Raw genomic sequence first — 26,599 nt, 5'->3', positions numbered from 1 at the left:
GAAGCTCTCAACACGCAGAGCTCAAAAGGGAGGAACTGGTTCTGTGCTCGCGGATAGTTCAATTCACAACGCAACATAACAACACACTGAAAGTAGATTCTGAATACTCGCTTAGGCTCTTTCAGAATGACGCTCTTCGTTTAGCACTCTCTTTCCGTCATTCCCGCGAACCTAGGTGAGGCTGGGAATCTACTCACCACAAACTCGATCGAAAATGATTAGCAAGAACACGAACAAACAAAAGGTGAAACAAGGTTGCAAGCCCCTAACCCAGCTCTCAGATTCAAAGCACCAAACCCACCGAATCTCTCAATGTATCCAGATCCAAAGATATCAACCCTAAAAAATTTTAAAAAAGCCCTTTACCTCAACTTTACTTGAGGTTTTAGCATATTCATCGTTGGCTAGAAAATGACAAAAAGGAGCACATCATGATCCAACTAGAACATATTAACTTAGTCGTGAAAGATATCCCTGAAATGCTGAAGTTTTACCAAACTGCATTTCCACATTGGTACGTGCGTGATGAAGGTAAAGGCGAATGGAGTGGCAAGCCAAGAAACTGGCTACATTTTGGCGACGAGTATCAATACATAGCCATGAGTGACCATGGCGAAGGAGAAAACCGCGAGTTGAGCGGGCACCAAGTTGGGCTAGCGCATTTTGCTTATGTGACCAACAACGTCGATGCAATCATCAAAAGACTAACCGATGCAGGTTATCCGATTGCCCAACCTGGTGCTGATGAACCATACCGCAAAAATGTGTATTTTGTTGACCCTGCCGGTTTTGAGATTGAATTTGTTGAATACCTGGCGGATGACCCAAAACTTCGTAACCTGACAAGCTAAAAGAGATGTAAATAATAAAACGCCAGCAGATAGTGACTGCTGGCGTTTTATTTTATCTATCAGGCTTCTTTATCGCATTAGCGCTGTTTGGCAAAAACCTGAGTCCAGTAATATCCGTAGCGTGCAGAGTGATTTTCGACAAGCGACGCGCCCATCTGATCAAAATCCGCACTCATGATATTAAGGCAGTGACCTTCACTCGATAACCAAGCATTAATGACGGCGTTAATGCTGCTTTGCCCTACGGCGACATTCTCACCAATGGCGCTCCAAGCATAACCCGTTGCGTTAACTCGATCTGACATTTTGCTGCCATCAGAGCCTGTGTGGCTCATGAAATCGCTGTTCGCCATATCGCTTGAATGTCGATAAGCGGCGCTTTCCAAATCGTAGCTCCAAGTCAGGGCCCCAACAGGTGGCATGGTGGTTGCGCCACACTGTTGTGTAGTAGAGCGGGCGCTGTTGACCGCTGCAAGCATCTGCTCGGCAAATGTGCCTTGTGACGATGTGGAACCTGTGTTTTGTGAGCCGCTTTCTGCTGGGGCTGACGACTCCCCGTCGCCGCCACATGCGCTGAGAAGTAGGGCCAAAGCAGGCACTAAGATCTTAGTTGGCATTGTCTTTCCTTTATGAGTGACGAAGAGCAAACTGCGCTTTTCGATAATAACGCCCAATAAACTAACAAAAACCAATAAAAGCGCCATATAGCTTAGGGGGTTTTAACCAAAGACTCACATGAAGTTTTCAATCGCCTTGGTTCGGTCGATAAATCGGCAACGTTTCAGCCCAAGTATGGAATGGCGTTTCATCCATATCCTGTATTGCTTGAGTGATAAAATCGATGAACACCCTAACTCGTGCAGGCACATATTCCCGGTTGGCATAGAGAAGATACACGCCATTTCCTGCTTGGCGCATGCTCGGAAATATCGGCACTAAACGCCCCGATTTAAGCCAGTCTCTCGCGATAAAATGAGGGATCTGAGTTAATCCTAAGCCTTCTGCGCAAAGCTCTGCCATGGATTCACCGTCATTTACAATATAGTTTCTTTCGGGGTCATATTCACTCGCACCGTCTGGTTCTGGCATCCGAATCGGCAACAGTTTCCCCGTTTGTTTAAAACGAAAACGAACCCAAGAATGGTCATTGAATACATCCGGGCCACTCGGAACACCATGGCGCGCTAAGTAATCCTGACTGGCACAAATGATAAAATCGATAGGGCTCAGCTGACGCACAATCAATTGACTATCGTGAACGACACCAGAGCGAATCGACACATCAATACCTTGCTCAATAATATCAACGTAGGCGTCATCGTAATGAATATCGATAGTGATGTTAGGGTAGCGGCGACAAAACTCTTTTAATAAAGGACGAATATAGAGGCGACCGTACGAGACTGGCACATTAATCTTAAGCTGCCCTGAAAGCGCATCATTGTGACTTTTTAATGAATCCTCACATGCCGCCAGCTCCTCTAGTACAAACCTAGCAGTATTTGCGTACCTACGACCAGCTTCTGTCAGGCGGCTCTGTCGCGTAGAACGTTGAAAAAGCTGTATACCCAAATCGCTTTCAAGACGATGTATGGCTTTGCTCACGGTCGAAGGGTCAGTGCCATACACTTTGGCAGCCGCAGCAAAACTACCGCCATCTAAAGTGGCAATAAAAAATCGTAGGGACCGTATCTTATCCATATAACCAATGAACTCTATTCATGAATTTTATTCACTTTAGTAAAGACCAAGTGGCTCTTCAATCACTAATTAGCCTAAATATAATGAACCTCAATAACTTGATGCTCTGTTAACGAGGAAAAAACCATGGGTAAAAACGGATTGAAGAATGCACTACAACTATTGATAGCGACACTAGTCCTATTCTTTGGGATGCTTCAAACAGCACATGCCGCAGATAAACGAATTGGTATTCTGGTTTACGATGGCGTACTGACCTCTGATGTTACTGCGCCTTTAGAGGTTTTTGGCGTCGCAAGTCGTCTCACTTGGTTTAGTGATTATGACGTGCTCACCATTTCCGTCTCTGATCAGAAAACCATCACCACTGAAGAGGGATTAAAAATTGGTGTGGATGCTTGGATTGGTGATCTGCCGGAACTCGACGTATTGGTTTTAACATCCAGCTATGACATGGATGCACTAATCGAAAATAAAGATCTCATTCACTTTATTAAAACTACCTCAAAGGCGGCAGATTGGATGGCAAGTAATTGCTCTGGCGCGTATTTGTTAGCCGAAGCTGGCCTTTTAAACGGCAAACAAGCAACAACTTGGGCCGGAGGTGAAAACGGCTTTCAAAGAGATTACCCTGCAGTCAAAGTACAAGTCGACCAGAATTTTGTCATTGATGATGGCGTTATCACTTCGAACGGTAGCCTAGTTAGCTATCAAGCTGCTCTTAAGCTACTTCACCTTATGACTTCAGAGTCTAAAGCTCAGGAAGTCGCAGATGCCATCCAGTACTCACGCTTTTCCAACCAACCATTTTAAGCGTGTAAGAAAGAAATCAGAGTCACCCTTCGATATTTGGAAGGTTAACTCTTCGAATTTGTCTTCCTAATCGAACAACCCTTTTTATCACTGTAAAAGCGATAAAAAGGGTTGTCGTTCATCTGGCAGACACAACGTGCTCTCCAAACTTTTTATCTTAATGCTATGGAAAAACGTAAACGTTACGAAGCACTGACGAAAGAGCGATACCAAGAGATCTACCGTCTCGCGTATTGGTTATGCAAAGATCACCACCTTGCTCAAGATTTAGCGCAAGAAACCTTTCTGAAAGCGTGGCGATTCTTTGATAAATTAAATGACCCCAACGCCGCGAAGTCTTGGCTCATTACTATTTTGCGTCGTGAGAATGCTCGGCGCTTTGATAGAAAACAGTACGATTTTGTCGACATTGATGAGTGTGCAATACAGACAAAAACCTACCCTGGCAGTGACTACGACATGGCCCAAGATTGGCTTCAAAAACAAATGATGATTCTCGAACCCAAATACCGAGAGCCGTTGCTCTTGAGCTTAGTGGCTGGGTTGAATCATGATGAAATTGCCCAAGCCTTGAGGCTCAACCACAACACAGTGGCAACTCGATTATTCAGAGCGCGTAATCAGATCATCGCACAGAAGGAGAGTCATTAAGACACAAAAAGTAGTCAACCATGTAAACTAACTGGCTATGCTCCGGTCTATTTCATAAGTCGTTACACAACTCGACGCTTTAACGCTTTACATCAAGCGCGACTAGATGAACACTTCTTGTCAAAGTACAATAACAGCCGACATAGAGTAGAGTCAGTAAAACATTATGAGTAACACGACGGCGAAAAAGCCGAATCCCTTATTTGAAATCCTTTTCAACGTATTTATCCCTTCCTTCATTTTGATGAAGTTTAGTGGCGATGAGCATCTAGGGACAGCAATGGCGCTGGTTGTCGCTTTGCTATTTCCTATCATTTATGGCGGTATGGACCTTGTCCGTAACAAGAAATTTAACTTTATTTCTGCTCTGGGCTTTATCAGTGTTCTACTAACTGGTGGCATCGGCTTGTTAGAGCTTGATACACGCTGGTTAGCACTAAAAGAAGCCCTGATTCCTGGCCTGATCGGTTTAGCGGTTTTGGGTTCAACGTTTACCCGCTACCCACTGATGCAGAAGTTAGTACTGAATGACACAGTGTTGAATCTCGCGTTGATTAACCAACGTTTAAAAGAAAATGGTAAAACCGATGCGTTCGAACGTTGCCTTATGTCTTCTAACTACCTGTTTGCAAGTACTTTTGCGTTCTCATCTGCAATGAACTACTTCCTTGCGACTTGGATTGTGACTAGCCCTTCTGGTACTGCTGCCTTTAACGAAGAGTTAGGGAAAATGACGCTGTACAGTTACCCAATGATTGCCATCCCAAGTATGTTGATGATGTTCGGTATTTTTTATTACATTTGGCGTCAAGTACGTGCGATGACATCGCTCGAAACAGAGCAAATCTTCCATCTAAAATAGCCCAATCATTACAAGTAAACCCATAAAAAAGAGGATTTTATCCTCCCTTTTCTCAACAGGCTCACTGTAATTCACAGCGTCAAAATGATTTTTCCTGACACTGCTGACGAGCGTCGCTCAACCATTTCAATCGCTGTTTGAAAGTCCTCTAACGGCAGATAATATGCAACGTTTAACTTTATGTCGCTGCTAATAAAATGTTCTAACATTTCAGCGAACACCGTCTTTCTCCCGCCTTTACCTACCGATTCTTCCCAATACCGCAAAAAGAATGTACTAAAGTCGATGTTGTTGGCCTTCATCGATTCAAAAAACTCAGGCGTATAAGGCGTTAACGACAATGTTCCGTAGTTGATGTATTGGTCGTTTTCTTTCAAAGTACGAATAAGATCCGTGCCAGCCTCACCACCTATCGCGTCCAGAGCGACCGTTGGTTGTGGCAGTTTGCGCGTTTGCAGTTGCGCGTGTAAGTCTTGTTTTGCGTCCAACACTGGAATCGTATCGTACGGATACTTTTCTGGCTTTGAAGTCACAGCAATCAGTGCAAAACCCAGTGAATGGGCGAGCTGGGCAAATATCTTACCGATCGCTGACCCTGCTGCATTGATGATCACCACATCGTCTTTGTTCAACTTAGCTACTTTAGTGGTGATCACCCACGCGGTTAACGCGTTGATGTACAACTGACAGGCATAGCCGTTCTCCAAACTCTCAGGTAGCGGAAAAAGATTCTCAGGCGAGGCATCTATGTAGTATTGCCAAGTCCCACTCATCGCCACCAACACCTTTTGCCCAACTTGAAGGTCAGTTTGATCAACTGCACTGACTTCCACCACACGCCCAACCGCTTCAAATCCCGGCACGCGAGGTGGTACGTGAACGCGGCGGTATTGCCCAACACCATGAATGGAAAGCAAGTCACTTGGGTTAATATTGGTGGCTTCCAGTCGCACCCGAACCTTGCCCTGAGCAAGCGGTTTGAGGGGCTCTTTTTCCAACGACAGCGACGTTTTGGGTTGACCAAAACAGAATTGATTCACTCGAGTATTTATCGTTGGTGCCATTGTTATTCATACCATGTAATTGAAATTCAAAAAGGAAGTTTCGCGACTTCTACTCAAAAGCATTAAGTGAAGTCGAAGCTCTGTATTTCGACCTGCGCGATGCGCCGTTCACTCTAAACTGTTGTGGCGTCATATCAAAATAGGCTTTAAATGCTTTGATGTAGGATGAGTCGTTTTGATAACCCACTAGGTCTGCAATGGCTTGGATTGGCAACGATTCATCTAACAAAGAAAGCGAGTAAATTAGCCGAATTTGTTGCCGCCAAAGTAGAAATGAAGTGTTGAATTCCTTGGCGAACAGCCGTGATAAAGTACGCTCAGACGCCCCAATTTTCTCCCCCCACTCTTTTAGCGAACAGCTCAACGCGGGCTCGTCGGTCAACTGCTCGAAAATCAGTTTTAGTCGTCTGTCTTGTGGCAGCAATAACTGAAATGTCTGCACGTTGCGTTTCAAAATTTGATCATGCAGCACCGCCAGCAAATGCAGCACTTCTTCGTGGCTTGTCTCACCTTCACACTGTCTGCGGATCTCTTGTAAAAGCTCATTTAAAAACGACGTTAAAGCAATGGTTCTCACTTGTGGCTCGTACGTTGCGCCAAACTCAGGGTTGAGGTAAATACCAACAAATATCGTGTTGCTTAGAGCAATCGACTCGTGTTGAACACCCGCAGGAACAAATAACGCAGAGGTGTGCGGAACCAAATGCTGATAATGCTCCGTTTGTGTTTGCAATAACCCTTTGATAGGAAAGATGATTTGATGCCAAGTGTGTTGATGCAGCGCATCAATGTAACCTTTTGGCATGTCGATGGTTTTCACTAAAACAGGAGAATGGGAATTCGCGGCCATCATCTCATTGGAGGTGACGACGCCTGACTTCGAATCAATTTGGCGAGTTAGCATTGTTAGTTGTCTTTTCACCCCTACACCGACACAAGTTTACTAGGCTATCATGCTCCGCATCGCGAATGAAGGTAAACACTTTATCTCTCATTCAAATAATAAGGAGGTTACATGAAGAAAATCGGCGTCGTAAAAGCTGTGCTAGCAGGGAAAACCGTCCCTTATGCTCATGGTGCGCAAAGCGCAATCAACAAACAAGTGCTGCCTGAGCGCCAGCATGCAACAGAGCTCGGTTTTATCAGTGATGAGCAAGGTGATCCGCGCTTTCATGGTGGCATTCAAAAAGCGCTTCATATTTACCCAAGCGAGCACTACCCAATCTGGCAACAAGAATTAGGCGAAAGAACCATTTTCCAATCCGCCGGCGGCTTTGGCGAAAACATCAGCTCCGAAGGCGTCACCGAATCCACGATTTGCTTGAAAGATAAAATTCGCATCGGCTCAACACTACTGGAAGTGTCGCAAGGTCGCATGCCTTGTTGGAAACTTAACGTACGCTTTGACCAACACGATATGGCGAGAAGACTGCAAGATACGCTTCGAACAGGCTGGTATTTCCGAGTGTTGGAAGAAGGCGATATCGGTGCAGGCGACGAGATTATTCTGTGCGAAAGACCTTATCCAGAATGGCCACTGGCTCGCATCATGGGCGCGGTTTTCACTGGCTGTTTAGATAGAAAAGAACTCACTCAGCTGTCTGAGCTGCCGTTAGTCGAGTCTTGGGGCAAGTTGGTCGAGCGCCGCCTAGAAACTGGCGAAGTTGAAGATTGGGAAATGCGCTTGGTTGGCCCAACTGTGGGTTAACACCCCAAAGTAAAATTTAAGCCACGCTCTGAACCGACTATGCCGTCAGAGCGTGTTTTTTTGGTTTACTTCGCACTCGGGGCTGGGCGTTTCGACTTACCTTGGAACTGCTTAATGCTCTTCTTAGCATTAGTTCGGCGGTTGGCTTTTTTATCGCGTGGCGCGCGTTTGCTCTCGCCAGTTGATGGCTTATCCGTTACTGGAAAACCTGCCAGATCTTGCACTGGTAATGCACGTTGAGTCAGGTGACGAATCGCGCTTAGTGCGTCCATTTCACCATGACAAACCAATGACACCGCCACACCTTGCTCGCCAGCGCGAGCGGTACGCCCTACTCGGTGAACGTAAGTTTCTGCATGCATTGGCAGTTCAAAGTTGATCACTACAGGCAATTGCTCAATGTGAATGCCGCGCGCTAGTAGATCGGTGGCAATCAACACCTGAATTTGCCCAGATTTAAACTGCGCCAGAGCTTCTTCTCGCTCATCTTGACTCTTATTGCCATGCAGCGCATTGGTTGAGATGCCCGCTTTATTCAGCTTCTTCGCTAAGCCATCGGCGTTCTCTTTCGCACCAATAAAGACTAATGCCTGAGTCCACGCGTTTTTTTGAATCAGTTCAATCAATGCCTTGGTTTTACTGCCTTTGTTAACGAGGTACAGCGTTTCAGCAATATCTTGGTTGGTGCTGTTTTCTTGATGCGCTGCAACTTGCTTTGGTGCCTGCATAAGCAGCTTCGCTTTACCCTTCAACTCATCTGAAAACGTTGCGGAGAACATTGCGGTTTGGCGCTGGTTTGAAATCAGCCCCGCAATATTTTGCACGTCAGGCCAAAAGCCCATATCCAACAAACGATCCGCCTCATCCAGCACTAGGTAGTGGATATTGCTTAAGTCTAAACCGTCTTTTGCCAGATCAACCAAACGACCTGTCGTCGCGACAAGGATATGAGGATTTGTCGCTAGCGCCTGCTGTTGTTGCTCTTTATCAACGCCGCCACACAAACACACTGCGTTGAGTTCAAGAACTTGACCAACTTGGTTAATTGCTTCACTCACTTGCATTGCCAGCTCACGAGTTGGCACAAGAATCAGCGCTTTTTGCTCTGGATTGACACCCAGCTTTTCCAACAAAGGCAAACCATAAGCAAGGGTTTTGCCGCTGCCTGTATTTGCCAAAGCCAATAGATCTTGACCAGCCAACAGCTCAGGAATGGCCAACGCTTGAATATCGGTCGGTTTCTTGAAGTCTTTTGGCAGTGCGTGAATCAGCTCAGAACTCAATGAGAGAGTAGAAAATGGCATTAGCGAAACCTTGTACTTTTGGTTGAAGAGGCAATAAAAACATTGAAGATGCGGTAAAACGCAGGCGCGGACTTTACCACAATTACCACAATCTGTTAGGTGAACCATCCTATTTTAGGCGCTTAAACCAAGCGGCGCCGATGCAAATCGTCAGAAAACAAAAAAGCGCAAAAAAGCCGTTAGTCTGTACTGCCACAGAGCTAACGGCTAAAAACCCTTGAAGAGAACGCTTCGTCAGCCTTTCACTGCGGCTGAAAAGAAATGTGCAGTTTATTAAAGCACAGCTTTACGATTCGGTAAGAACACTTCACCCAACATGCAACGAACCGAACCACCACCAATAGATTCTATGGTAGAAACGTCGAATGGCAGCAATTTACCGTGCGTTGCCAATTGCTTTCTTTGTGCTGGTGAGAATGCATCGTACGCCGATTGCGACATCGCAATCACCTTATCGCCGTTGATCGTTTCCAGTTGCAGAATGTTACCGCAGAACTGGTTCATCTGCTCCAGCGAAATTGAGATGACTTGCTTGTCTTTGGCGAGTGACTTCATTACAAAACGACGCTCAAATTCTGGGATCACTTCGTCACAAATCACGCAAAACTGTTCGCCAACCGCCATCATCACATTGGTGTGATAAATCGGCGCACCAGACGGCAAACGAGTTTGGAAAGAAATCACTCGTTCATAGCCAATACGATCGGCGTAATCTTCTAAAACCAGACGATCACAACGTTGTGAGAGTGCGGCGTAGACCGTTTTATTTAGGTGGTCAAACACCATCACACCCGTGCTTTCTAAATACGCTTGCTCATCAAGATATTCAGTTAGACTGCTGCGTCGATGAACTTCTCGCCCTGCTTGCGCTAGTGCTGCCACAAGCGCATCGGGACGTACTTCTTTTTGACGGTTTTCACAGGCCATTGGAAAGGTGTACAACGTGCCATCTGGCGTAGTGCTAAACCAATTGTTTGGAAATACCGCGTCTGGCGTCGCAACATCTGAAGTTGGATAATCAAACTCAACAACTTGAACGCCCTCTTGACGCAGCGTTGCAACCATACTCGCGAACTCGGCCATTACTCGACGTGAGACTTCTTCTTGGCTGAGTGACACTTTATGTTGGAACTCATTATCTTGTGCGGTTTCTTCATTAAAACGAAACTCTTTCGGTGGCACCATCACTACGCAGTTTGCGGTTTGGCGCTGAGCACTTTGCGTGCTTTCTTCTTTCCCATTAGCAAATTGGGTCACTGATTCGTGTAATAGCATCCAATACATTCCTTATCACTAGAATGAGGAGATTGTAAATTTATTGTTAACTTCAGTTTTGCTGTTTTGACAATTAATTTAATTGCACAAAAGTAATTTTTGCTGCATTAAGTTCATTTTCCCTTAAATTTTATTGTCACTTTGCAGGTTTAAGCTTTTATGGCACCACGATGAACATGATAAGAATTCATCATAAGAATCAGAACCATAGACAATCACACTCATAACCAACTAGTTACATTTAAGACACAATCGGTTAGACTATTTTTTCGCCCCTCTCGTCAATCGGTCTGCTTTATCGAGGAGCAGGCAAGAAACTCTCATACACGCGGTTTCGTCCAAAGCAGCGTGAATCGATGGATTTAGCCACCCCAAATGGCACTGTTTTAACTTTAGGATGAGTTATGTTTAAACGATTTGAAGGCTTTACAGAGCCGTTCCCCAAATCTACACCGGATCAGCCTCCTTCAGGGATGTTCGCTTTTCTGCGTTATTACACTCGTGGTTATGAAAAGCCTTTGATCATCATGTCTTTGATGGCCACAATTGTGGCTGTTGTTGAGGTAATGTTGTTTGGCGCCATGGGACAACTGGTTGATTGGTTGTCTACCAGCAATCCAGAAACGTTCTTACAAGACAATAAATCGGATTTGATTTTCTACGGAGCCTTATTGCTGGTTGTCATGCCTATATTGGTGATCTTGTACTCGTTGCTCGTTCATCAAACGTTATTGGGCAACTACCCAATGTCTATCCGCTGGCTTGCACACCGGTATTTGCTCAATCAAAGCTTGAACTTCTATCAAGATGATTTTGCAGGTCGAGTCGCAACGAAAGTCATGCAAACCTCATTAGCTGTGCGCGAAACCGTGATGAAAGCTATGGATGTGTTTGTTTACGTTACGGTTTACTTCACCAGCATGATCATTATGTTAGCGACGGCAGACTGGCGTTTGATGATCCCAATGATCGTCTGGCTACTCGCTTACATCGCTATCCAAATCTATTTTGTCCCTAAGCTCAAAGACGTCGCTTCAGCGCAGGCCGATGCACGTTCGACAATGACAGGGCGTATCGTCGACAGTTATACCAATATTCAAACCGTCAAACTGTTTTCTCATAGCCAGCGCGAAACCCAATATGCCGAGCAAGGCATGAAAGGATTTTTGAATACGGTCTATCGTCAAATGCGCCTAGTGACCGGCTTCGACGTCGCTGTAGAGATCTCAAACTATATTTTGGTATTTTCCGTTGCTGCTTTATCGATTTACCTGTGGTTGGATAGTGCCATTAGCGTTGGCGCGATTGCGATTGCTGTTAGTCTTGCATTGCGCGTAAACGGTATGTCTATGTGGATAATGTGGGAAGTTGGCGCCCTCTTTGAAAACATGGGAACCGTTGTCGATGGAATGAAAACGCTCTCTAAGCCTATTGATATTAAAGATAAACCAGGCGCAAAAGACTTGGTTGTCACTGAAGGAGGCATTCACTTTGATAACGTCAGCTTCCATTACGGTGAGAACAAAGGCGTGATTAGCCATCTCGACCTCAACATCAAACCAGGAGAGAAAGTAGGCTTGGTTGGGCGCTCCGGCGCCGGGAAATCGACTTTGGTGAACTTGTTACTTCGTTTCCACGATGTCGAAGACGGCAGCATTAAGATCGATGGACAGAACATCTCAGAAGTCACACAAGACTCTTTGCGCTCAAAGATCGGTATGGTGACCCAAGATACTTCTCTGTTACACCGTTCAATTCGAGACAATATTTTGTATGGCAATCCAGATGCGACAGAAGAAGATTTGCTGAAAGCCACTAAGCAAGCGCATGCCCATGAGTTTATCGAAACTCTGACCGACCCATTTGGTAATGTCGGATACGATGCGCAAGTTGGTGAACGTGGTGTGAAACTGTCTGGCGGCCAACGTCAGCGTATCGCAATATCTCGTGTGCTACTCAAAGATGCACCATTGCTGGTATTGGATGAAGCCACATCGGCCCTGGATTCAGAAGTCGAAGCAGCGATTCAGGAAAGCTTGAATGAGTTAATGCAAGGGAAAACGGTTATTGCTATCGCTCACCGATTATCGACCATCGCACAAATGGATCGCCTCATCGTGCTAGATAAAGGCAGCATCGTTGAACAAGGTTCTCATCAAGAACTCATTGCGAATAACGGCATTTACGCCCAGCTTTGGGCGCATCAAACTGGCGGATTTATCGCTGAAGAGCTAGACAATCAACACGCTTCTTAACGAGTGATAAGCTCAATAAAAACGGCGCTTTAAGCGCCGTTTTTTATTTTAATCCATGGCTAGACGCTCATATAGCCATTGTGGTTTCTCATATATGAAACACTCTCCATGATAAAGCTCACACTTTTTCTGCTAATATACCGCCTCGTTGCGTATCCATTGCAATGAACACAATACAGAGTATTGAGCCGTCTTCATTTGTCATTTCACTTTTTGAGAAACAGCTATACTCAATAGATGGCTTAGTTATTATATTAACAATAAGGTAATTAGCTTATGTGTAAATGTGGTTCAATGCAGATCGTACAACTCAAACCAAGTTGGGCTGACAAGCTATTTGGCTACTCAGAAAGATGGAAATGCCAACTTTGTTGTAAGATCTACCGCATCTAAAATTAAAAATAGAATCTTAGTTTTTCTAAGAAAAAGCAGTGGCCCGACAATGATTGTCGGGTTTTGTTTTTCTGTACATCCATTTTTATCCCTTCGCAACACGGTCACTCATCACGGCAAAACCTAGCATCTCAATGTGACTTAGGTATAGAATCAGGCCCACTTATTTATTCCGATATTCACATATAACTGGTCACTATGAACAAAAGTTTGCTAACGAATGTCCTTGCTATCGCTTTGATGGCTGGAGGTCATCAATTACAAAACGACTATCTTTGGTATGCAGGGCTGTTTGCGTTCTCAGGCGCCATCACCAACTGGCTTGCCATCCATATGCTGTTTGAGAAAGTGCCTGGATTATACGGTTCTGGCGTGATCCCCGCACGATTTGAAGAGTTTAAACTGGCTATCAAAAACCTGATGATGGAACAGTTTTTTACTGAAGCGAACATTGACCGATTCTTGAATAAAGAAATGGCGGGCGGTGTGAACATCGATCTTCAACCAGTAATTGAGAAAGTAGATTTAAATCCAGCATTTGATTCCCTAGTGGAAGTAATTGAAGGCTCTCAGTTTGGTGGCATGCTAGCGATGTTTGGCGGCTCGGAAGCGCTACAACCCATGCGCCAACCTTTCGTCGAAAAGATGCAAGAATCCATCATTGAGTTGAGCAAGAGCGATAACATCAAAGAAGCACTGAAAGAGCAATTCGAATCTCCTGCAATGATGGATGAGATAAAGCAGAACATTGAAGGTATCATCGATCAACGTTTAAGCGAATTAACACCGGCATTAGTTAAAGAAATGGTGCAAAAAATGATTAAACAACACCTTGGATGGCTAGTCGTTTGGGGCGGTGTTTTTGGTGGTTTAATTGGCGTTATCAGCACCTTTATCGGGGCATAATCGCTCACCGATTTATTAAAAAGGAGCTTCGGCTCCTTTTTTTATATTAAAAAATAATACGCCAAGTCACGCTAAATAATATGCTCAACACATTAGCGCTGCGGTCATAGACATCAGCCTCGCCTAACCAAGGAGCTCAGGGTTCACGCCAAATCCCGTTTTATGTTCTTCAATGACCACTTCACTACGAGTTTGAATCACGCCCGGAAGCGTGCCTAACTTGCTCGACATAAAATCCTGATACGCTTTCATGCTCTTAACACGAACTTTTATCATGGTATCGAAATCTCCAGAGAGCGAGTAGCACTCTTCAATTTCAGGCATCAATTCCACCGCTTTCGCAAACTTTTCAAAAATAGAAAAACTGGTTTGGTCTAAACGAATATGGATGAATACTTGCACATCCAGCCCCAACTTTTCCGCATTCAACTCTGCATGGTAACCATTGATATACCCTTCTTTTTCTAGTCGCTTTACACGGTCAGAACATGGAGAAGTCGTTAAGTTAATCAGCTTTGCTAGTTCTACAACTGGAATTCTGCCTCTCGAATGAAGCACTCTCAAAATATGTAAATCAATCCGGTCCAATTGATAACTCATTAACCCACTTCCTTGTAACCACTTAGAAAGCATCACATTAATCGTTGCTCAAACAATTGCAAACCATCAAATGCACAGCATGTGAAATTCAGCAGAGAATAACCAGAAAACAACGAAGGAGGGAAAGAGCTATGATTATTGCCGCTCACTTAGTAACCGTGATATGAAGAGAAAAAGCAACCTAGCGGCTCCCGCGGAGTCGCAAATTTGAAAGCGCATGACACGCCTGTATAGATATGTCGTTCGGGCAACACTGCCCTATTTAACCATTAATCATGGCTATCACTCAGAATTAGAGTGCGGCCGATGTATGCCGTGTAGGATGTGGCACAACCTCTCCAATTGCACGATGATTACAACAACGGCAGTAGTATTGAGGCTCCATCTCGTAATAATGTTCACCTGATACAAATTTCGCCATCAGCTGTGTAAAACTCACCATTTTGCCTGTTAACGAGTCAACAGACTGAGGCTCGCAACGCTTCATAATCACTTTATGTTGCGTTGATTTTCTACAAGCTGCGCAATATATATCCGGCATTTCTCTTCTCCCTACTTTTTCGTCCTACTGACAATTGACATATTTTGTTCAAAATAATTCCACAATTAAAAAGCTCCTTTAATTTTTTGTGCCCTATCTTCAAAAAATTGAACGAAAGTATCAAAAAACTGAGACATTGGTCAGACCTCAACTTTTGTACCATCAATATGAGCAAACGTGCTTATGTGTGTAATAATACGACACATTACACATAAGCAATTGTTCGGGCTTATTATTTAGTAAGGCGCATGACAACTACACGCCTGGCTAGATCGAGCTTTCGAGACGCCTTGTTATCTCGATTTACCCCGCAAACCAGTTGCTCGCAGCTATAGCCGTCTCATCAAGGAAGAAATGCATGACGATACAACCGATTCTCACTACCGAAAGACTCGTCCTCCGGCCATTCAATATCGATGACTGCCAACAAGTGGCTTTACTCGCTGGAGATAAGCGAATTGCCGACATGACAGCAAACATCCCTCATCCTTATGAGCGACCGATGGCGCAAGCATGGATAGATAGGCACGATCCGATGTATCAGCAGCATCAAGGCGTGGCGTACGCTATTACCTTGCGAAACACTGGGGAGTTACTTGGTGCAGTGAGTTTACCGCGTATCGAAGAGGGGTACGGTACATTAGGCTACTGGGTTGGCGTGCCACATTGGGGGAAACGCTATGCATTCGAGGCCTCCAAAGCCTTACTCGAATTTGCTCGAATGCACTTTGAGTTAAACGGAATAACCGTGATGCATTTGGTGGACAATCTGCGTTCTAAATCGGTGATCCAAAGACTAAATATCCCTTACATCGGTGACAAAACATTGCGCATGCAAGGCAAAGAACGAAAGGTTTGTGTCTACCAACTCACGTTCGTCGCTTCTGAATAAAGTCGAGGGATATGTCGGATGATTATCCATGAAACTTCACAAAATCTGCCCAAGAACAACCCTTTCTTGCTAGGAACTGTATTGTTGTCGCTGTTCTATTTTTCCTACCTAGCAGACAAGGTCGTCGAGTTTGGACTCGTAGCACTCACAATAATAGGATTGAAACTGCTCTCAACGTACTTCACGCGCCGCGCGTTCAATCCTAAAACGCTAGATATCGATGCAAGCACCAACACCTTGAAGTACCGCCAGGGCTCAACGGTTTACTTCCGTCTACCTCTTGATGACATTGTCAAAGTCCAAATACAGAAAGAGTTCCTCTCTAGCAAAAGTTTGATGCTCTACACAGTCAACGACGCTTACCAAGTGCCGAATTCAGACAATTTCGATTCTCTACAGTTAAAGGATTTAATGAAACAACTTGAAGAGAGAATTGATGATCAATCTCGCTAAAACGAAAAGAGAAGACATTCTAGAATGTTGCCAATTTGGTCTCTAAATAGAAAGACAAAAAAGCCAGCAATAACGCTGGCTTTTCTCTGTATTAGTCTTGTGCGACTTTCACGCGAATTTTGCTTTTTTCTACGTTCGTCAAATTCAGTGCTTCAAGAGCAGAAATGGCTTCTGCTTCGTCCGGCATGATGACAAAACCGAAGCCTTTCGACAAACCCGTGTCTTGATCAAGCACTAGCGAACACAGTTCTACTTTGCCGTACGCTGAGAATAATTTGCGGATATCTTGCTCGGTCATGTGACGAGCCAAGTTTCTTACTAAAAGTTTCATAATGAACCTAGTTGGTTTGATAACGGTTCGATTCTCTCAGTTTCTCTCTGGCAAACCAAGTGAATAATATGACGGCGTTGACTAGATCATTCTAAGTACATCTGTTTAAATGATTTTCCGTTCATTTTTCACCCATAGGAGAGTCGGCATGGAAACGAAACGTCTCAAACTCATCCCTGCTTGTTTAGAACGAGCCGAAGAGGCGCATCAAGCTGTCGTTCGCAGCCAAAAGACTCTCGAAGTCTATCTGCCGTGGGTGCCTCATGTGCTGACATTAGAAGCGATGATAGAAGGGACAGAGAAAGCCATCGCAAACTTTGAAAACTTCGAAGAAGAGCTGCGTTACTACATGATTGAAAAGGAAAGCGATCGCTTACTGGGTGCGGTCGGCTTGATGATTCGAGATCCCGACGTACCATCCTTTGAGATAGGTTATTGGTTAGATAATGCTGCCGTTGGCAATGGTTATGTTGCCGAGGCTGTGCTCGAAGTTGAGCGCTATGCGTTTGATGACTTGGGCGCCAAGAGAATCGCAATTCATGCTGATAGCACCAACCAAAAGAGCCGGGCTGTAGCCGAGCGCTGTGGTTATGAGTTCGAAGGAGAGCTCAGAAACGAACGTCTGACTACATCGGGAGAGTTGAGTAACACCGTTATTTACGCCAAAATTCGTCGCGACTAACACTCCAATCTAACCGAGCAATGCTAAGCTTTGATCTCAAGCTACCACCATTAACGTTAATTAAGTTTCAGATAAAACAAAGCCCGCTAAAATAGCGGGCTTTGTGTTCATATACGGGAAGTTACTAGTCTAGTTCAACCAGTTTTTTCTCGAACGACTGGTGTTGGTCTAACACGTCTTGCGCAGCACCACCCGTTGCTTTACTTACCACAATGATGGCAAGCGTAGAGAAGATGATGCCCGGTACGATTTCGTACACATCAAACCAACCGCCTGTTAGCTGCTTCCAAACTACGATAGTGATACCACCAACAAGAATACCTGCTAACGCGCCATTACGGTTCATACCGCTCCAGTAAAGGCTAAGTACAACCGCAGGACCAAATGCCGCACCAAAACCAGCCCAAGCGTAAGATACAAGACCAAGTACTGAGCTATCAGGCGTCATCGCTAGGAATAGCGCAACAAGCGAAATAACGATAACACCGATACGACCAATCATTACGATTTCTTCAGAAGACGCTTCTGGCTTGAATACTTGCTTGTAGAAATCTTCTGCAAGCGCTGAAGATGAAACAAGGAGCTGTGAGTCAGCGGTACTCATTACCGCCGCTAGGATTGCTGCTAACAACATACCCGCAACGACAGGGTGGAATACTGCGTTAACCAATAGCATGAAGATCTTCTCGCCGTCTTCTAGTTGAGTACCCGGATGACCCGTAACCCAAACCAGACCAACAAGACCAACAAGCATTGCACCAACCATAGATAGTGCCGTCCAAATCACTGCGATACGACGTGCAGTTGTTAGATCTTTGTTTGAACGAGACGCTTTAAAACGCGCTAGGATGTGTGGCTGACCAAAGTAACCAAGGCCCCACGCCGCTAGAGAGATAATGGCAATCGCAGACAATGGTTCGCCTTTCGCGTCATTCCATAGCGTTGCAAGTTCTGGGTTGATGTCATGTAGATCAGAACTTAGCTGACCTAAACCACCGTCCATTACCGCTATAGGAACAATCATTAGCGCAGCCGCCATTAGCAGACCTTGCACTAAGTCAGTCCAAGATACCGCTAGGAAACCACCGAATAGTGTGTAAGAAACGACACACACCGTACCGATGATAACAGCGTAGGTGTAATCTAGACCGAATACCGTCTCAAACAGTTTGCCCCCTGCGACCAAACCTGAGCTGGTGTAGAAAAGGAAAAATAGAAGAATGAAAAACGCAGAGATTGTCTGAATCAGTTTCGACTTATCGTTGAAGCGACGTGACAGGAACTCTGGCAACGTTAGCGCGTCAGTTTGGATACTGTAGGTACGGAGGCGTTTTGCACTGATGAGCCAGTTTGCCCATGTACCAAGAAGTAGACCGCCGGCTAACCAGAAGGCCTCGATACCCGCAGCGTACGCATAGCCAGGCAAGCCTAGCAGCAACCAACCACTCATGTCTGAAGCACCTGCAGATAATGCAGCAGGCCACGGACCTAGGCTACGGCCACCTAGGAAGTAGTCAGATGAATTGGAAGTCCTCTTATACGCGTAAACGCCAATAGCAACCATAATCAGTAAATACGCCACAAAAGTGGACGTGATAGCAAAGCTATTTTCTATCATTAGATAGTCCTCGTTATAATTATTTCCTTCCTTGCCTGCCCTGATATTTTACCGTCTCAGCAATACATCAGAGTATAAAAAACCAATCTGGACCGGCTCTCAGTCCAGTTACTCCAGATTGGCATTACAAGTCAGGTTAGTGAGTTTCGTTCCCCAACTCGAGTAGAGTTGCGTTACCACCCACCGCGGTAATATTTATCGTTCGAGTGCGCTCAGTAATGAAGCGCAACGAGAGATGAGGATCATGAGCCAATTTCGGTGACTCTAAATCCGTTTCAGAAACTAAGCCGACGATTGCACCGTCACGCTTAGCTAGTTGAAGATTGAGCGCATGCTCAACCTGTGAACGCCCAACATAACCCACACTACGTACATCGCTCTCAAGCAACGGGGCAGACGCATCGTACGCAACAACCTGGACTAAGTTAGATGGGAAGTTTGCCAACGCTACAGCTTGCTTAACCAGTTGGTTTAGCTCTGCATTGTCACTGCAAACGACCACACTGTTGCCTGCAATTAAGGCACAGGTGATCATCGCAAAAGCACTGTATAACGCATTATCAGCAGGCTCGATGTTGTTTTCACAAATCACCAAAGCCACACCGCGTCCTGCGGCATACAGTTCGTTAGTTTCCCCTGTAGGGCCAACTAACTGGTGAGTTTCTGCAAGAAGAGTTGATGCTTGTTGCAAGTGGTAAGAAACCACTTTGGCAACGGTAGACTGCTGCCCTTCTAGTGCAGATTTAAATGCCAGAACATGCTCGCATTTGTAATCAAAATCAGTCAGATTCCACTGCTCCCACGCAGAGAATGCATCTTTAAAATAGGTGATCTGATGAACCATAATGCGACTCCTTATGCGTTTTCTGCTTGAGCAAGAAGATGTTGAGTAAAGCGGAATAGGTAGTGTGGACCACCAGCTTTCGGGCCAGTACCCGACAAGCCTTGACCACCAAACGGCTGTACACCAACCACAGCGCCAACTTGGTCTCGGTTGATGTAGCAGTTACCTACTCGAGCATGTTTCTCAATCCAACGGTACGTGGTTTCGTTACGGCTATGGATACCCATCGTCAAGCCAAAACCCGTTTTGTTGATCTGCGCAACCACGTTCGGTAATTCAGACGCTTTAAAGCGAATAATGTGCAAGATTGGACCAAATTGTTCTTCTTTCAGCACATCGATGCCCGAGATTTCAAACGCACTTGGTGAGACAAAGTCACCATGCTGGCACGATTCATCCAGCTGTAGCTGAGCGACTTTAGTCTGTGTTTTGCTCATTTGCTCAAGGTGAGCGAGGAGTTTTTGTTTTGCATTGCTGTCGATAACCGGACCAACATCTGTTTTGTGTAGGTAAGGTAAACCAACATGCAGTTCATTCATCGCACCCTGAATCAGGTTGATCATACGGTCTGCTACATCTTCTTGTACAAATAGAACACGAAGGGCAGAACAACGCTGACCAGCAGATGCAAACGCCGAACGAATCACATCACGCACCACCTGCTCTGGCAATGCAGTACTGTCCACAATCATTGCGTTTTGGCCACCTGTTTCCGCAATAAACGGAACCGGTTTCGCGCTGCGCTCCGCGAGCGTGACGTTAATGCGTTGCGCCGTTGCCGTTGAGCCAGTGAATGCCACACCAGCAATAGCATCATGAGAAGTCAGTGCATGACCGATCTCAGCGCCGCGACCAGTAAGTAACTGAATCACACCTGCAGGGAAGCCAGCATCAAGCATTAATTCAATAGCACGAGCGGCAATTAAGCTTGTTTGCTCAGCAGGTTTTGCAACCACAGTGTTACCTGCAATCAGTGCTGCCGTTACCTGACCAAGGAAGATAGCCAACGGGAAGTTCCAAGGGCTGATACACACAAACACACCAAGACCTTCACGGCTAGAAATGCGTTTCACACCGTCAAAGCCTTCTAGCTCAAATGGCTGTAGGTTTTGCGCTTGTTTCGCGTAATAACGACAGAAATCCACTGCTTCACGAACTTCATCAATACTATCGTGAATCGTCTTGCCCGCTTCTTTGTGACAAATCGCCACCAGCTCAGCCAGATTTTCTTCCATTAAGTCAGCAAGCTTTTCTAAACAAGCCGCTTTTTGCTCAACAGGAACACCTTTCCAATCAGAGAAAGCAGTTTGCGCCGCATCAATTGCAGCGGAAACATGATCAAGTGTTGCAAATGCCACTTTGCCGACTTCAATTCGGCGATCGTACGGTGCGGTGATGATCTCAGCCGCATTTTCCTTGATCATGCTTTCGGCAAAACGCTCACCATTGATCATCGGGCCTGCAACCCACTGATTGTCCATGAAGCTTTCTACCTGCGCTTCAAATGGCTTCGCCTCACTGTCGATATCAATGTTGACGCCATATGAGTTCTTACGCTCAGGGAAAATATCGGCAGGCAATGGAATTTTGTCGTTGTGTAGCGTGTCAAAACCCGTCAACACATCCACAGGGTGATGGGTCAACTCATAAATCGGACAACGCGCATCAACTAGACGGTGTACAAACGAGCTGTTCGCACCATTTTCAAGCAAACGACGAACCAAGTACGGAAGAAGATCAGCATGGCTACCGACAGGAGCATAAATACGTACTGGCTGACCGTACATTTTCATAACATGGTTATACAGTGAATCACCCATACCATGCAGGCGCTGGAACTCGTATTCTTTGTGCTCCGCCATGACAGCAATTGCCGTCACCGTGTGAGCATTGTGGCTTGCAAATTGTGGGTAGATATTACCGCGAACACCTTCGCTAAGTAGGAAACGAGCACAAGCTAGGTATGCAACGTCCGTCGCTTCTTTGCGAGTGTATACTGGGTAATTTGCATAACCCGCTTGTTGAGACCACTTGATTTCGCTGTCCCAGTACGCGCCTTTAACCAAACGCAGAGGAATAACGTCACCTTGTTCTTTTGCGAGTGCATTTAGCCACACCAAGACTGGTAGCGCACGTTTTGAGTAGGCTTGAATAACCAAACCAAACTTGCCCCAACCCTTCACAAGATCGCTACGGTATACTTTCTCAAATAGCTTCAGGGAAAGCTCAAGGCGATCCGCTTCTTCTGCATCGATTGTGATTGCAACGTCGACTTCAATAGCACGTTTTAGTAGTTGCATTAGTGAGTCATACAACTCTGTCATTACACGCTCTTCATTTGCGACTTCGTAGCGCGGGTGTAATGCAGAAAGCTTGATGGAAATCGAAGGCGCTGGACTGGTGTCGTTACCGTAAGTCTCGCGACCCACCGCTTCGATCGCCATTAGGTAATCTTTGAAGTACTTGTTCGCGTCCGCTGTAGTTAACGCCGCCTCACCCAACATATCAAACGAGTAGGTGAAACCTTTGTCGCGCATTGGGCGACCGTTCTTCTGCGCTTCTTCGATCGTACGACCACGAACAAACTGGTGACCCATTATCTTCATTGCCTGATACATGGCTTTACGAATCACGGGCTCAGAGAATTTATTTACCAGACGGTTTACAGCCTGACCTGGGCTCTGGGTGCCTTGCTCACCAAGACCAACCACTTTACCTGTTAGCATAAGGCCCCATGTTGATGCGTTAACAAACACAGAGTCAGAGTTTTTCAGGTGAGATTTCCAGTCTGCGACACTCAACTTATCTTTAATCAAAGAATCTGCTGTCGCGGCATCTGGGATGCGCATTAATGCTTCTGCAAGACACATCAGCAAGATACCTTCTTGAGTATCTAAGCTGTATTCCAGCAATAAAGCATCAATCATCTGGATTGACTTCTTATCGGCACGAATGGCTTCGATAAGGTGGGTCGTTTGGGTAGTGATCGCCGATTTTTCATCCTCTGTCGGCGTCGCTAGTGGCAATAGTTGCTCTAGCCATTGAGACTCGTCCACCATATATAATGGCGAGATCAGTGACCACAACTTATCAAGCGGCTGCCCGATAAATTCCGGTGTCAACACGTTCGTAGCTGTAAACATGTGTGTTCCTCAATCTCACTCCTCGAAAACCGCTTCGAGGATTATCAATGGCTGGCAGTGTATTTTGAGGCCGATAAGAATACTTGTCAAAAACTACGACATTTTTGCCAAAAACTCGCTTTTATAACAAAACATCCACATAGTCACATTCAAATAGGTAATATTTTGTGTTGTAAATTTTAATTTTTTCATTGCATTCACAACAAAATATCAAGAATATCAATAAGATTTTTGTGAAGAGCTCGTTCTAAGAGAAAATGTAGGATCAAGTGGCATATCAGCCACTGCAAAGAACAGAGAATTTAAAAAACGAGAGATAGGTCACGTGAATAAAACATAAAAAACCATGCATAGTGCATGGCTTTATTCTAATTGATGATTATTTGACCTAAAAAAACGCGTTGTTATCCAACTTGTTTTTTATAACGGGAAGGTGATATTCCCTGTAAGCGAGTAAAAGTATGAGTAAAAGTACTCTGGCTTGAGAAGCCAGTAAACTCGGCAATTTGCCCTAAAGAAAGGTGCCCTTGCTCGATTAATTCACGAGCCATGTCGATTCGCTTTCCGAGAACATATTGATGAGGTGTAATCCCCATCTGCTCTTTAAACAAGCAATGAAACTGACTTTCCCCAAGAAACACTCGCCCGGCCAATTGAGCCACACTAATCTTATGACTCAGGTGCTGCTCAATGTAACGATCAATCGCCTCCAAATCAAAGCGCGACTCTTTTCGACTGGTCTCAAATGCCGAGATATGGCGCTGCATTAACGCAATCACAGTGTCGTTACACGCACGACTTAACAGCAGGTCATCCGGATGGTTTCGCATTTCCTGAACCAACATCTGTATCAGCTTCTGAATTTGACTATCTAACTGGAAGTAGACATGGTCTCTCTCCAGGTTATTGATTTTTTGAAGCATTTCAGGATCATCATTTGTCGGTTTGGGCATATTCAGCACCAAAATATCCGATTGATTGATGACGCCACCGAAAGCATGATCAGAGCATGCGGTGACCACACAACCTTGACCAGGGCCGACAAGATTACCTCGCCCGCGCACTTCAAATTCGGCTTGCCCTTTTAAACCAATCACGATCTGCGTATAAGAATGATCGTGGCAATCCATATAAGACGGAAGTGTGATCAGCTCCGCCGGCTTCGGCAGCATAATCTCTTGATATGAAAGGATTTTTTGGTTATCTGAGTCATTCATTTTAAACAGTCGTCTTTACACGGTCAGCCTACTTCTTCGCATCATATACCTTCTTTGTTGGGTTGCAACTTTTACCCAACTCAATCGACAAGATCAAATCAGCATGATCAAGTTCATTTACATGATCATAGTTCCGGAACGATGATCATGCGAGATTAATTTACGGTCAGTGAGCAACCAATTTTATTAACAAAAACGGATAGATAGGCAACACCTTACTTATACATAATCAATCAATGTAAAGATCCTTATTACCGAACAATCCGTTATTTTGTAAAACACCGTGCTCCATATTAGATAAGTCGTCCCTGAAACGGATCGAAACCCACGCTTAAACTCAACATAGAGGGATTTCCCCCCTTACTAATATGCCTCTGATTCAATACATTAGTTATCGAGCTTTAAGATGCATACGATCTAAGGCTCTCGGTATCTCATTGATACCTCTAACTTACTTAGCAGACCCTCGCTAGGTAATTTAGAACCTCTTCTACACGTCGACAAGATTATATCTTGTGTTGCCAGCCCGTCTTCAGGCTGGCTTTTTTTTCGCTTCTCAACAATGAAAACAATGGCATAAGCTGATATCATAGCGTTTGTCTCACTGTCCCTCTCATATGCTTAGGTGCTGCTCTTTCGCTCACAAGTGATATGAACGTCAACCACATTACAACTGAGTTGTAGGAAGCATGATCAATGACGATACGAGTTGTAAGCCGAACATTGGCGGACATCCGTGAGCGCACATATCTGTAATGAAACAGACCATTTTCCCAATTAAACTCTTCGTTCCATTTCGTCGTTGTCTATGACTACCTGACGAAAACATCGAACACCATGAATTTAATTGGATTGAGCGCCAATCAACGAACGTGTTCTAGCAACGTAACTGCCTACTTGGCAACATCAATACGAGCCATGTAACACGGACGTCTCTGTATTGGTAAAAGCAGTATGTAGTGAGTCCTTTTGTGAATATTTCAGTCGATACCATAGAACAATCCCTCCTTAAACAGCTACCAGGTTGTTGGGGATGCAAAGATAAAGATTCGGTATTCCTATACGTAAACCAGGAATACGCAGAACTGTTAGGGCACACGTCGCCCGAGGAGTGCTTGGGTAAAACTGATTTTGATATGGCCAGCCCAACCACTGAATGCGCGCAAGAATTTCAACGCCAAGATAAACACGTTCTCGAAACTGGCGAGTCACTAAAAATTCTGGATATCCACCCTTATCCAGATGGCCGCTGGCGAGCACATATATTTACTAAAACACCGTGGCGAGATGACAAAGGCGACATCGTAGGCACCATTTTCTACGGAAGGGAACTCACCGACACCGCCGTGATTGAAGTCGGGTATTGGGTTTGTCGTGCAATCAGTACCAACCCAAATCAACAATCCATCTTTCGTTTTTCTGACTTACAACCAAAACCAGAGAAGCTCACATGCCGCGAGCAAGAAACGCTTTTCCTCTTGCTCTATGGCAAAAAGCCTCAATTTATCTCTCAGGTCATGGGCATATCAACAAAAACCGTTGAAGGTCACGTCGCACGCTTACGTAATAAGTTTGCAGCGAACAGCAAGAACGAGCTAATAGATAAAGCAATGGAAGCAGGCTACGGCTCTGTTGTACCCAAAACCCTGCTTAAGCATCAATTATCGGTTGTGTTGAATGGAGAGCGATAATTCACATCGCTTCCACCTACAAAAACACCGCCCCAATTCGGCGGTGTTTGTTTATTCATGAGGGACCATAAGCCTATGGCGCTAAACGATCAATGTCCCAACTTCCATCATGCTGGGAGAAAAGAAAACGATCGTGAAGGCGATGTTCGCCACCTTGCCAAAATTCGATGCTCTTTGGTTTTACGCGAAAGCCACCCCAAAAGGTTGGTACTGGTATTTCACCCTTAGCAAACTTCTGTTTTAGCTCTAAAAACTTACCTTCCAACACACCTCTGGCAGAAATACGACTACTTTGTTTGCTCGCAATTGCGGCCAACTGGCTCTCTTTAGGACGAGAAGTAAAGTATTTCATATTCTCTACGGCGGTAAGCTTTTCAGCCACACCAGTAATATGAACTTGGCGCTCTAACGGGTGCCAAGGGAAGTGCAAACTAATATTGCTGTTATGCTCTAGCTGCTGGGCCTTGCGACTGCCTAGGTTGGTGTAAAACACAAAACCATCTTTGTCGACGTTTTTCAATAGAACAATGCGTTGAAACGGCATGCCATTTTCATCAACCGTTGCAACTGTCATCGCAGTCGGGTCCGTTAAACCCGCTTCAACTGCTTGCTCTAGCCACAGATTAAATTGATCAATAGGATCAGCTTTCAAATCTTTACGACGCAGCCCACCTTTGGTGTACTCACGACGAATATCAGCAAGTTCCATCTTTACTCCTTCACTCGTTTTTGTCGATTGTGCTCCCGATACTGAGGAAATACAAGGACATCATTGTGCTTGTTATCGTTGCCGCTCACAGCATC

Annotated in this window: 25 protein-coding genes; 11 read left to right on the top strand and 14 right to left on the bottom strand. The window is 45.1% G+C overall.

The features are described 5' to 3' along the window. Window positions 1-431: 431 nt before the first annotated feature. Window positions 432-851 carry a VOC family protein gene (locus tag R7E00_RS05075; RefSeq protein WP_005374615.1) on the top strand — a complete coding sequence of 140 codons (420 nt, stop codon included), beginning with the start codon at window positions 432-434 and terminating at the stop codon, window positions 849-851. Window positions 852-928: 77 nt separating this feature from the next. Here the strand turns inward: R7E00_RS05075 and R7E00_RS05070 are convergent, their stop codons facing one another. Both R7E00_RS05070 and R7E00_RS05065 read right to left on the bottom strand, forming a co-directional pair. After that, window positions 929-1,468 (bottom strand): CAP domain-containing protein, encoded by a 540-nt coding sequence (locus R7E00_RS05070; protein ID WP_017634523.1) that lies wholly within the window; start codon window positions 1,466-1,468, stop codon window positions 929-931. Window positions 1,469-1,595: 127 nt separating this feature from the next. After that, complete coding sequence (locus tag R7E00_RS05065) at window positions 1,596-2,552, bottom strand: LysR family transcriptional regulator (RefSeq protein ID WP_042522258.1); 957 nt, start codon at window positions 2,550-2,552, stop codon at window positions 1,596-1,598. A 126-nt stretch (window positions 2,553-2,678) separates the two neighbouring features. Here R7E00_RS05065 and R7E00_RS05060 point away from each other — a divergent pair, with 126 nt between their 5' ends. The 3 genes from R7E00_RS05060 (at window position 2,679) to R7E00_RS05050 (ending at window position 4,878) form a co-directional block, all read left to right on the top strand. Continuing rightward, on the top strand, window positions 2,679-3,365 hold the full coding sequence (locus R7E00_RS05060; protein ID WP_258481613.1) for a DJ-1/PfpI family protein: 687 nt from the start codon (window positions 2,679-2,681) through the stop codon (window positions 3,363-3,365). 120 nt (window positions 3,366-3,485) lie between these two features. Further along, on the top strand, window positions 3,486-4,016 hold the full coding sequence (locus R7E00_RS05055) for a sigma-70 family RNA polymerase sigma factor (protein ID WP_254901941.1): 531 nt from the start codon (window positions 3,486-3,488) through the stop codon (window positions 4,014-4,016). A 166-nt stretch (window positions 4,017-4,182) separates the two neighbouring features. Further along, window positions 4,183-4,878 carry a VC0807 family protein gene (locus tag R7E00_RS05050; RefSeq protein WP_005383527.1) on the top strand — a complete coding sequence of 232 codons (696 nt, stop codon included), beginning with the start codon at window positions 4,183-4,185 and terminating at the stop codon, window positions 4,876-4,878. A 71-nt stretch (window positions 4,879-4,949) separates the two neighbouring features. Here the strand turns inward: R7E00_RS05050 and R7E00_RS05045 are convergent, their stop codons facing one another. Both R7E00_RS05045 and R7E00_RS05040 read right to left on the bottom strand, forming a co-directional pair. Further along, a complete protein-coding gene (locus tag R7E00_RS05045) occupies window positions 4,950-5,942 on the bottom strand; it encodes a zinc-dependent alcohol dehydrogenase family protein (RefSeq protein ID WP_258481614.1) in 993 nt (330 codons plus the stop codon). A gap of 49 nt (window positions 5,943-5,991) precedes the next feature. Continuing rightward, entirely contained in the window at window positions 5,992-6,846 is an 855-nt protein-coding gene (locus R7E00_RS05040; protein WP_318124404.1) for a helix-turn-helix transcriptional regulator, read from the bottom strand. 111 nt (window positions 6,847-6,957) lie between these two features. On the opposite strand from R7E00_RS05040, the gene R7E00_RS05035 reads away from it, so the two are divergent. Then, window positions 6,958-7,650: an MOSC domain-containing protein gene (locus tag R7E00_RS05035; protein ID WP_005374601.1), complete on the top strand. Its 693-nt coding sequence runs from the start codon at window positions 6,958-6,960 to the stop codon at window positions 7,648-7,650. 65 nt (window positions 7,651-7,715) lie between these two features. Here the strand turns inward: R7E00_RS05035 and R7E00_RS05030 are convergent, their stop codons facing one another. Further along, window positions 7,716-8,954 carry a DEAD/DEAH box helicase gene (locus R7E00_RS05030; protein ID WP_225491596.1) on the bottom strand — a complete coding sequence of 413 codons (1,239 nt, stop codon included), beginning with the start codon at window positions 8,952-8,954 and terminating at the stop codon, window positions 7,716-7,718. A gap of 273 nt (window positions 8,955-9,227) precedes the next feature. Next, window positions 9,228-10,229, bottom strand: coding sequence for an arginine deiminase-related protein (locus R7E00_RS05025; protein ID WP_158173298.1), 1,002 nt, complete (start codon window positions 10,227-10,229; stop codon window positions 9,228-9,230). 404 nt (window positions 10,230-10,633) lie between these two features. Here R7E00_RS05025 and R7E00_RS05020 point away from each other — a divergent pair, with 404 nt between their 5' ends. Both R7E00_RS05020 and R7E00_RS05015 read left to right on the top strand, forming a co-directional pair. Next, window positions 10,634-12,484, top strand: coding sequence for an ABC transporter ATP-binding protein (locus R7E00_RS05020; RefSeq protein WP_005374597.1), 1,851 nt, complete (start codon window positions 10,634-10,636; stop codon window positions 12,482-12,484). A 591-nt stretch (window positions 12,485-13,075) separates the two neighbouring features. Then, the gene (locus R7E00_RS05015) at window positions 13,076-13,783 is read left to right on the top strand and encodes a DUF445 domain-containing protein (RefSeq protein WP_005383549.1); all 708 of its coding nucleotides are present in this window, start codon (window positions 13,076-13,078) and stop codon (window positions 13,781-13,783) included. A gap of 123 nt (window positions 13,784-13,906) precedes the next feature. On the opposite strand, the gene R7E00_RS05010 is transcribed toward R7E00_RS05015, so the two are convergent. Together R7E00_RS05010 and R7E00_RS05005 are read right to left on the bottom strand one after the other, a co-directional pair. Next, on the bottom strand, window positions 13,907-14,383 hold the full coding sequence (locus R7E00_RS05010) for an Lrp/AsnC family transcriptional regulator (protein ID WP_258481615.1): 477 nt from the start codon (window positions 14,381-14,383) through the stop codon (window positions 13,907-13,909). A 292-nt stretch (window positions 14,384-14,675) separates the two neighbouring features. Then, window positions 14,676-14,924: a hypothetical protein gene (locus R7E00_RS05005; protein ID WP_005374593.1), complete on the bottom strand. Its 249-nt coding sequence runs from the start codon at window positions 14,922-14,924 to the stop codon at window positions 14,676-14,678. A 358-nt stretch (window positions 14,925-15,282) separates the two neighbouring features. On the opposite strand from R7E00_RS05005, the gene R7E00_RS05000 reads away from it, so the two are divergent. Next, window positions 15,283-15,816: a GNAT family N-acetyltransferase gene (locus R7E00_RS05000; protein WP_258481616.1), complete on the top strand. Its 534-nt coding sequence runs from the start codon at window positions 15,283-15,285 to the stop codon at window positions 15,814-15,816. 18 nt (window positions 15,817-15,834) lie between these two features. Continuing rightward, window positions 15,835-16,269 carry a hypothetical protein gene (locus R7E00_RS04995; RefSeq protein WP_258481617.1) on the top strand — a complete coding sequence of 145 codons (435 nt, stop codon included), beginning with the start codon at window positions 15,835-15,837 and terminating at the stop codon, window positions 16,267-16,269. A 91-nt stretch (window positions 16,270-16,360) separates the two neighbouring features. On the opposite strand, the gene R7E00_RS04990 is transcribed toward R7E00_RS04995, so the two are convergent. Next, on the bottom strand, window positions 16,361-16,600 hold the full coding sequence (locus R7E00_RS04990) for an RNA recognition motif domain-containing protein (RefSeq protein WP_005374587.1): 240 nt from the start codon (window positions 16,598-16,600) through the stop codon (window positions 16,361-16,363). Window positions 16,601-16,748: 148 nt separating this feature from the next. Here R7E00_RS04990 and R7E00_RS04985 point away from each other — a divergent pair, with 148 nt between their 5' ends. Next, window positions 16,749-17,282, top strand: coding sequence for a GNAT family N-acetyltransferase (locus R7E00_RS04985; protein ID WP_042522265.1), 534 nt, complete (start codon window positions 16,749-16,751; stop codon window positions 17,280-17,282). Window positions 17,283-17,406: 124 nt separating this feature from the next. Here the strand turns inward: R7E00_RS04985 and putP are convergent, their stop codons facing one another. The 4 genes from putP to R7E00_RS04965 form a co-directional block, all read right to left on the bottom strand. Next, a complete protein-coding gene (putP, locus tag R7E00_RS04980; protein WP_005374582.1) occupies window positions 17,407-18,900 on the bottom strand; it encodes a sodium/proline symporter PutP in 1,494 nt (497 codons plus the stop codon). A gap of 136 nt (window positions 18,901-19,036) precedes the next feature. Continuing rightward, a complete protein-coding gene (locus R7E00_RS04975) occupies window positions 19,037-19,744 on the bottom strand; it encodes a 1-pyrroline-5-carboxylate dehydrogenase (protein ID WP_006740880.1) in 708 nt (235 codons plus the stop codon). Window positions 19,745-19,755: 11 nt separating this feature from the next. Further along, window positions 19,756-22,887 carry a bifunctional proline dehydrogenase/L-glutamate gamma-semialdehyde dehydrogenase PutA gene (putA, locus tag R7E00_RS04970; RefSeq protein WP_065275555.1) on the bottom strand — a complete coding sequence of 1,044 codons (3,132 nt, stop codon included), beginning with the start codon at window positions 22,885-22,887 and terminating at the stop codon, window positions 19,756-19,758. Window positions 22,888-23,291: 404 nt separating this feature from the next. Further along, the gene (locus tag R7E00_RS04965; RefSeq protein WP_104976367.1) at window positions 23,292-24,104 is read right to left on the bottom strand and encodes an AraC family transcriptional regulator; all 813 of its coding nucleotides are present in this window, start codon (window positions 24,102-24,104) and stop codon (window positions 23,292-23,294) included. 971 nt (window positions 24,105-25,075) lie between these two features. Here R7E00_RS04965 and R7E00_RS04960 point away from each other — a divergent pair. Then, window positions 25,076-25,795, top strand: a complete 720-nt coding sequence (locus R7E00_RS04960) for a PAS domain-containing protein (RefSeq protein WP_017820063.1) — start codon at window positions 25,076-25,078, stop codon at window positions 25,793-25,795. Between the two features lie 73 nt (window positions 25,796-25,868). Here R7E00_RS04960 and pdxH read toward each other — a convergent pair whose 3' ends face one another. After that, window positions 25,869-26,504, bottom strand: a complete 636-nt coding sequence (gene pdxH / locus R7E00_RS04955; RefSeq protein ID WP_005374570.1) for a pyridoxamine 5'-phosphate oxidase — start codon at window positions 26,502-26,504, stop codon at window positions 25,869-25,871. Window positions 26,505-26,599: the final 95 nt, after the last annotated feature.

It is taken from the genome of Vibrio sp. Vb1755 (genome assembly GCF_033338635.1).
Classification (GTDB): domain Bacteria; phylum Pseudomonadota; class Gammaproteobacteria; order Enterobacterales; family Vibrionaceae; genus Vibrio; species Vibrio alginolyticus.
The sequence above is the reverse complement of the archived record's forward strand: the minus strand, read 5'-3'. Positions and strand labels throughout refer to the sequence as shown.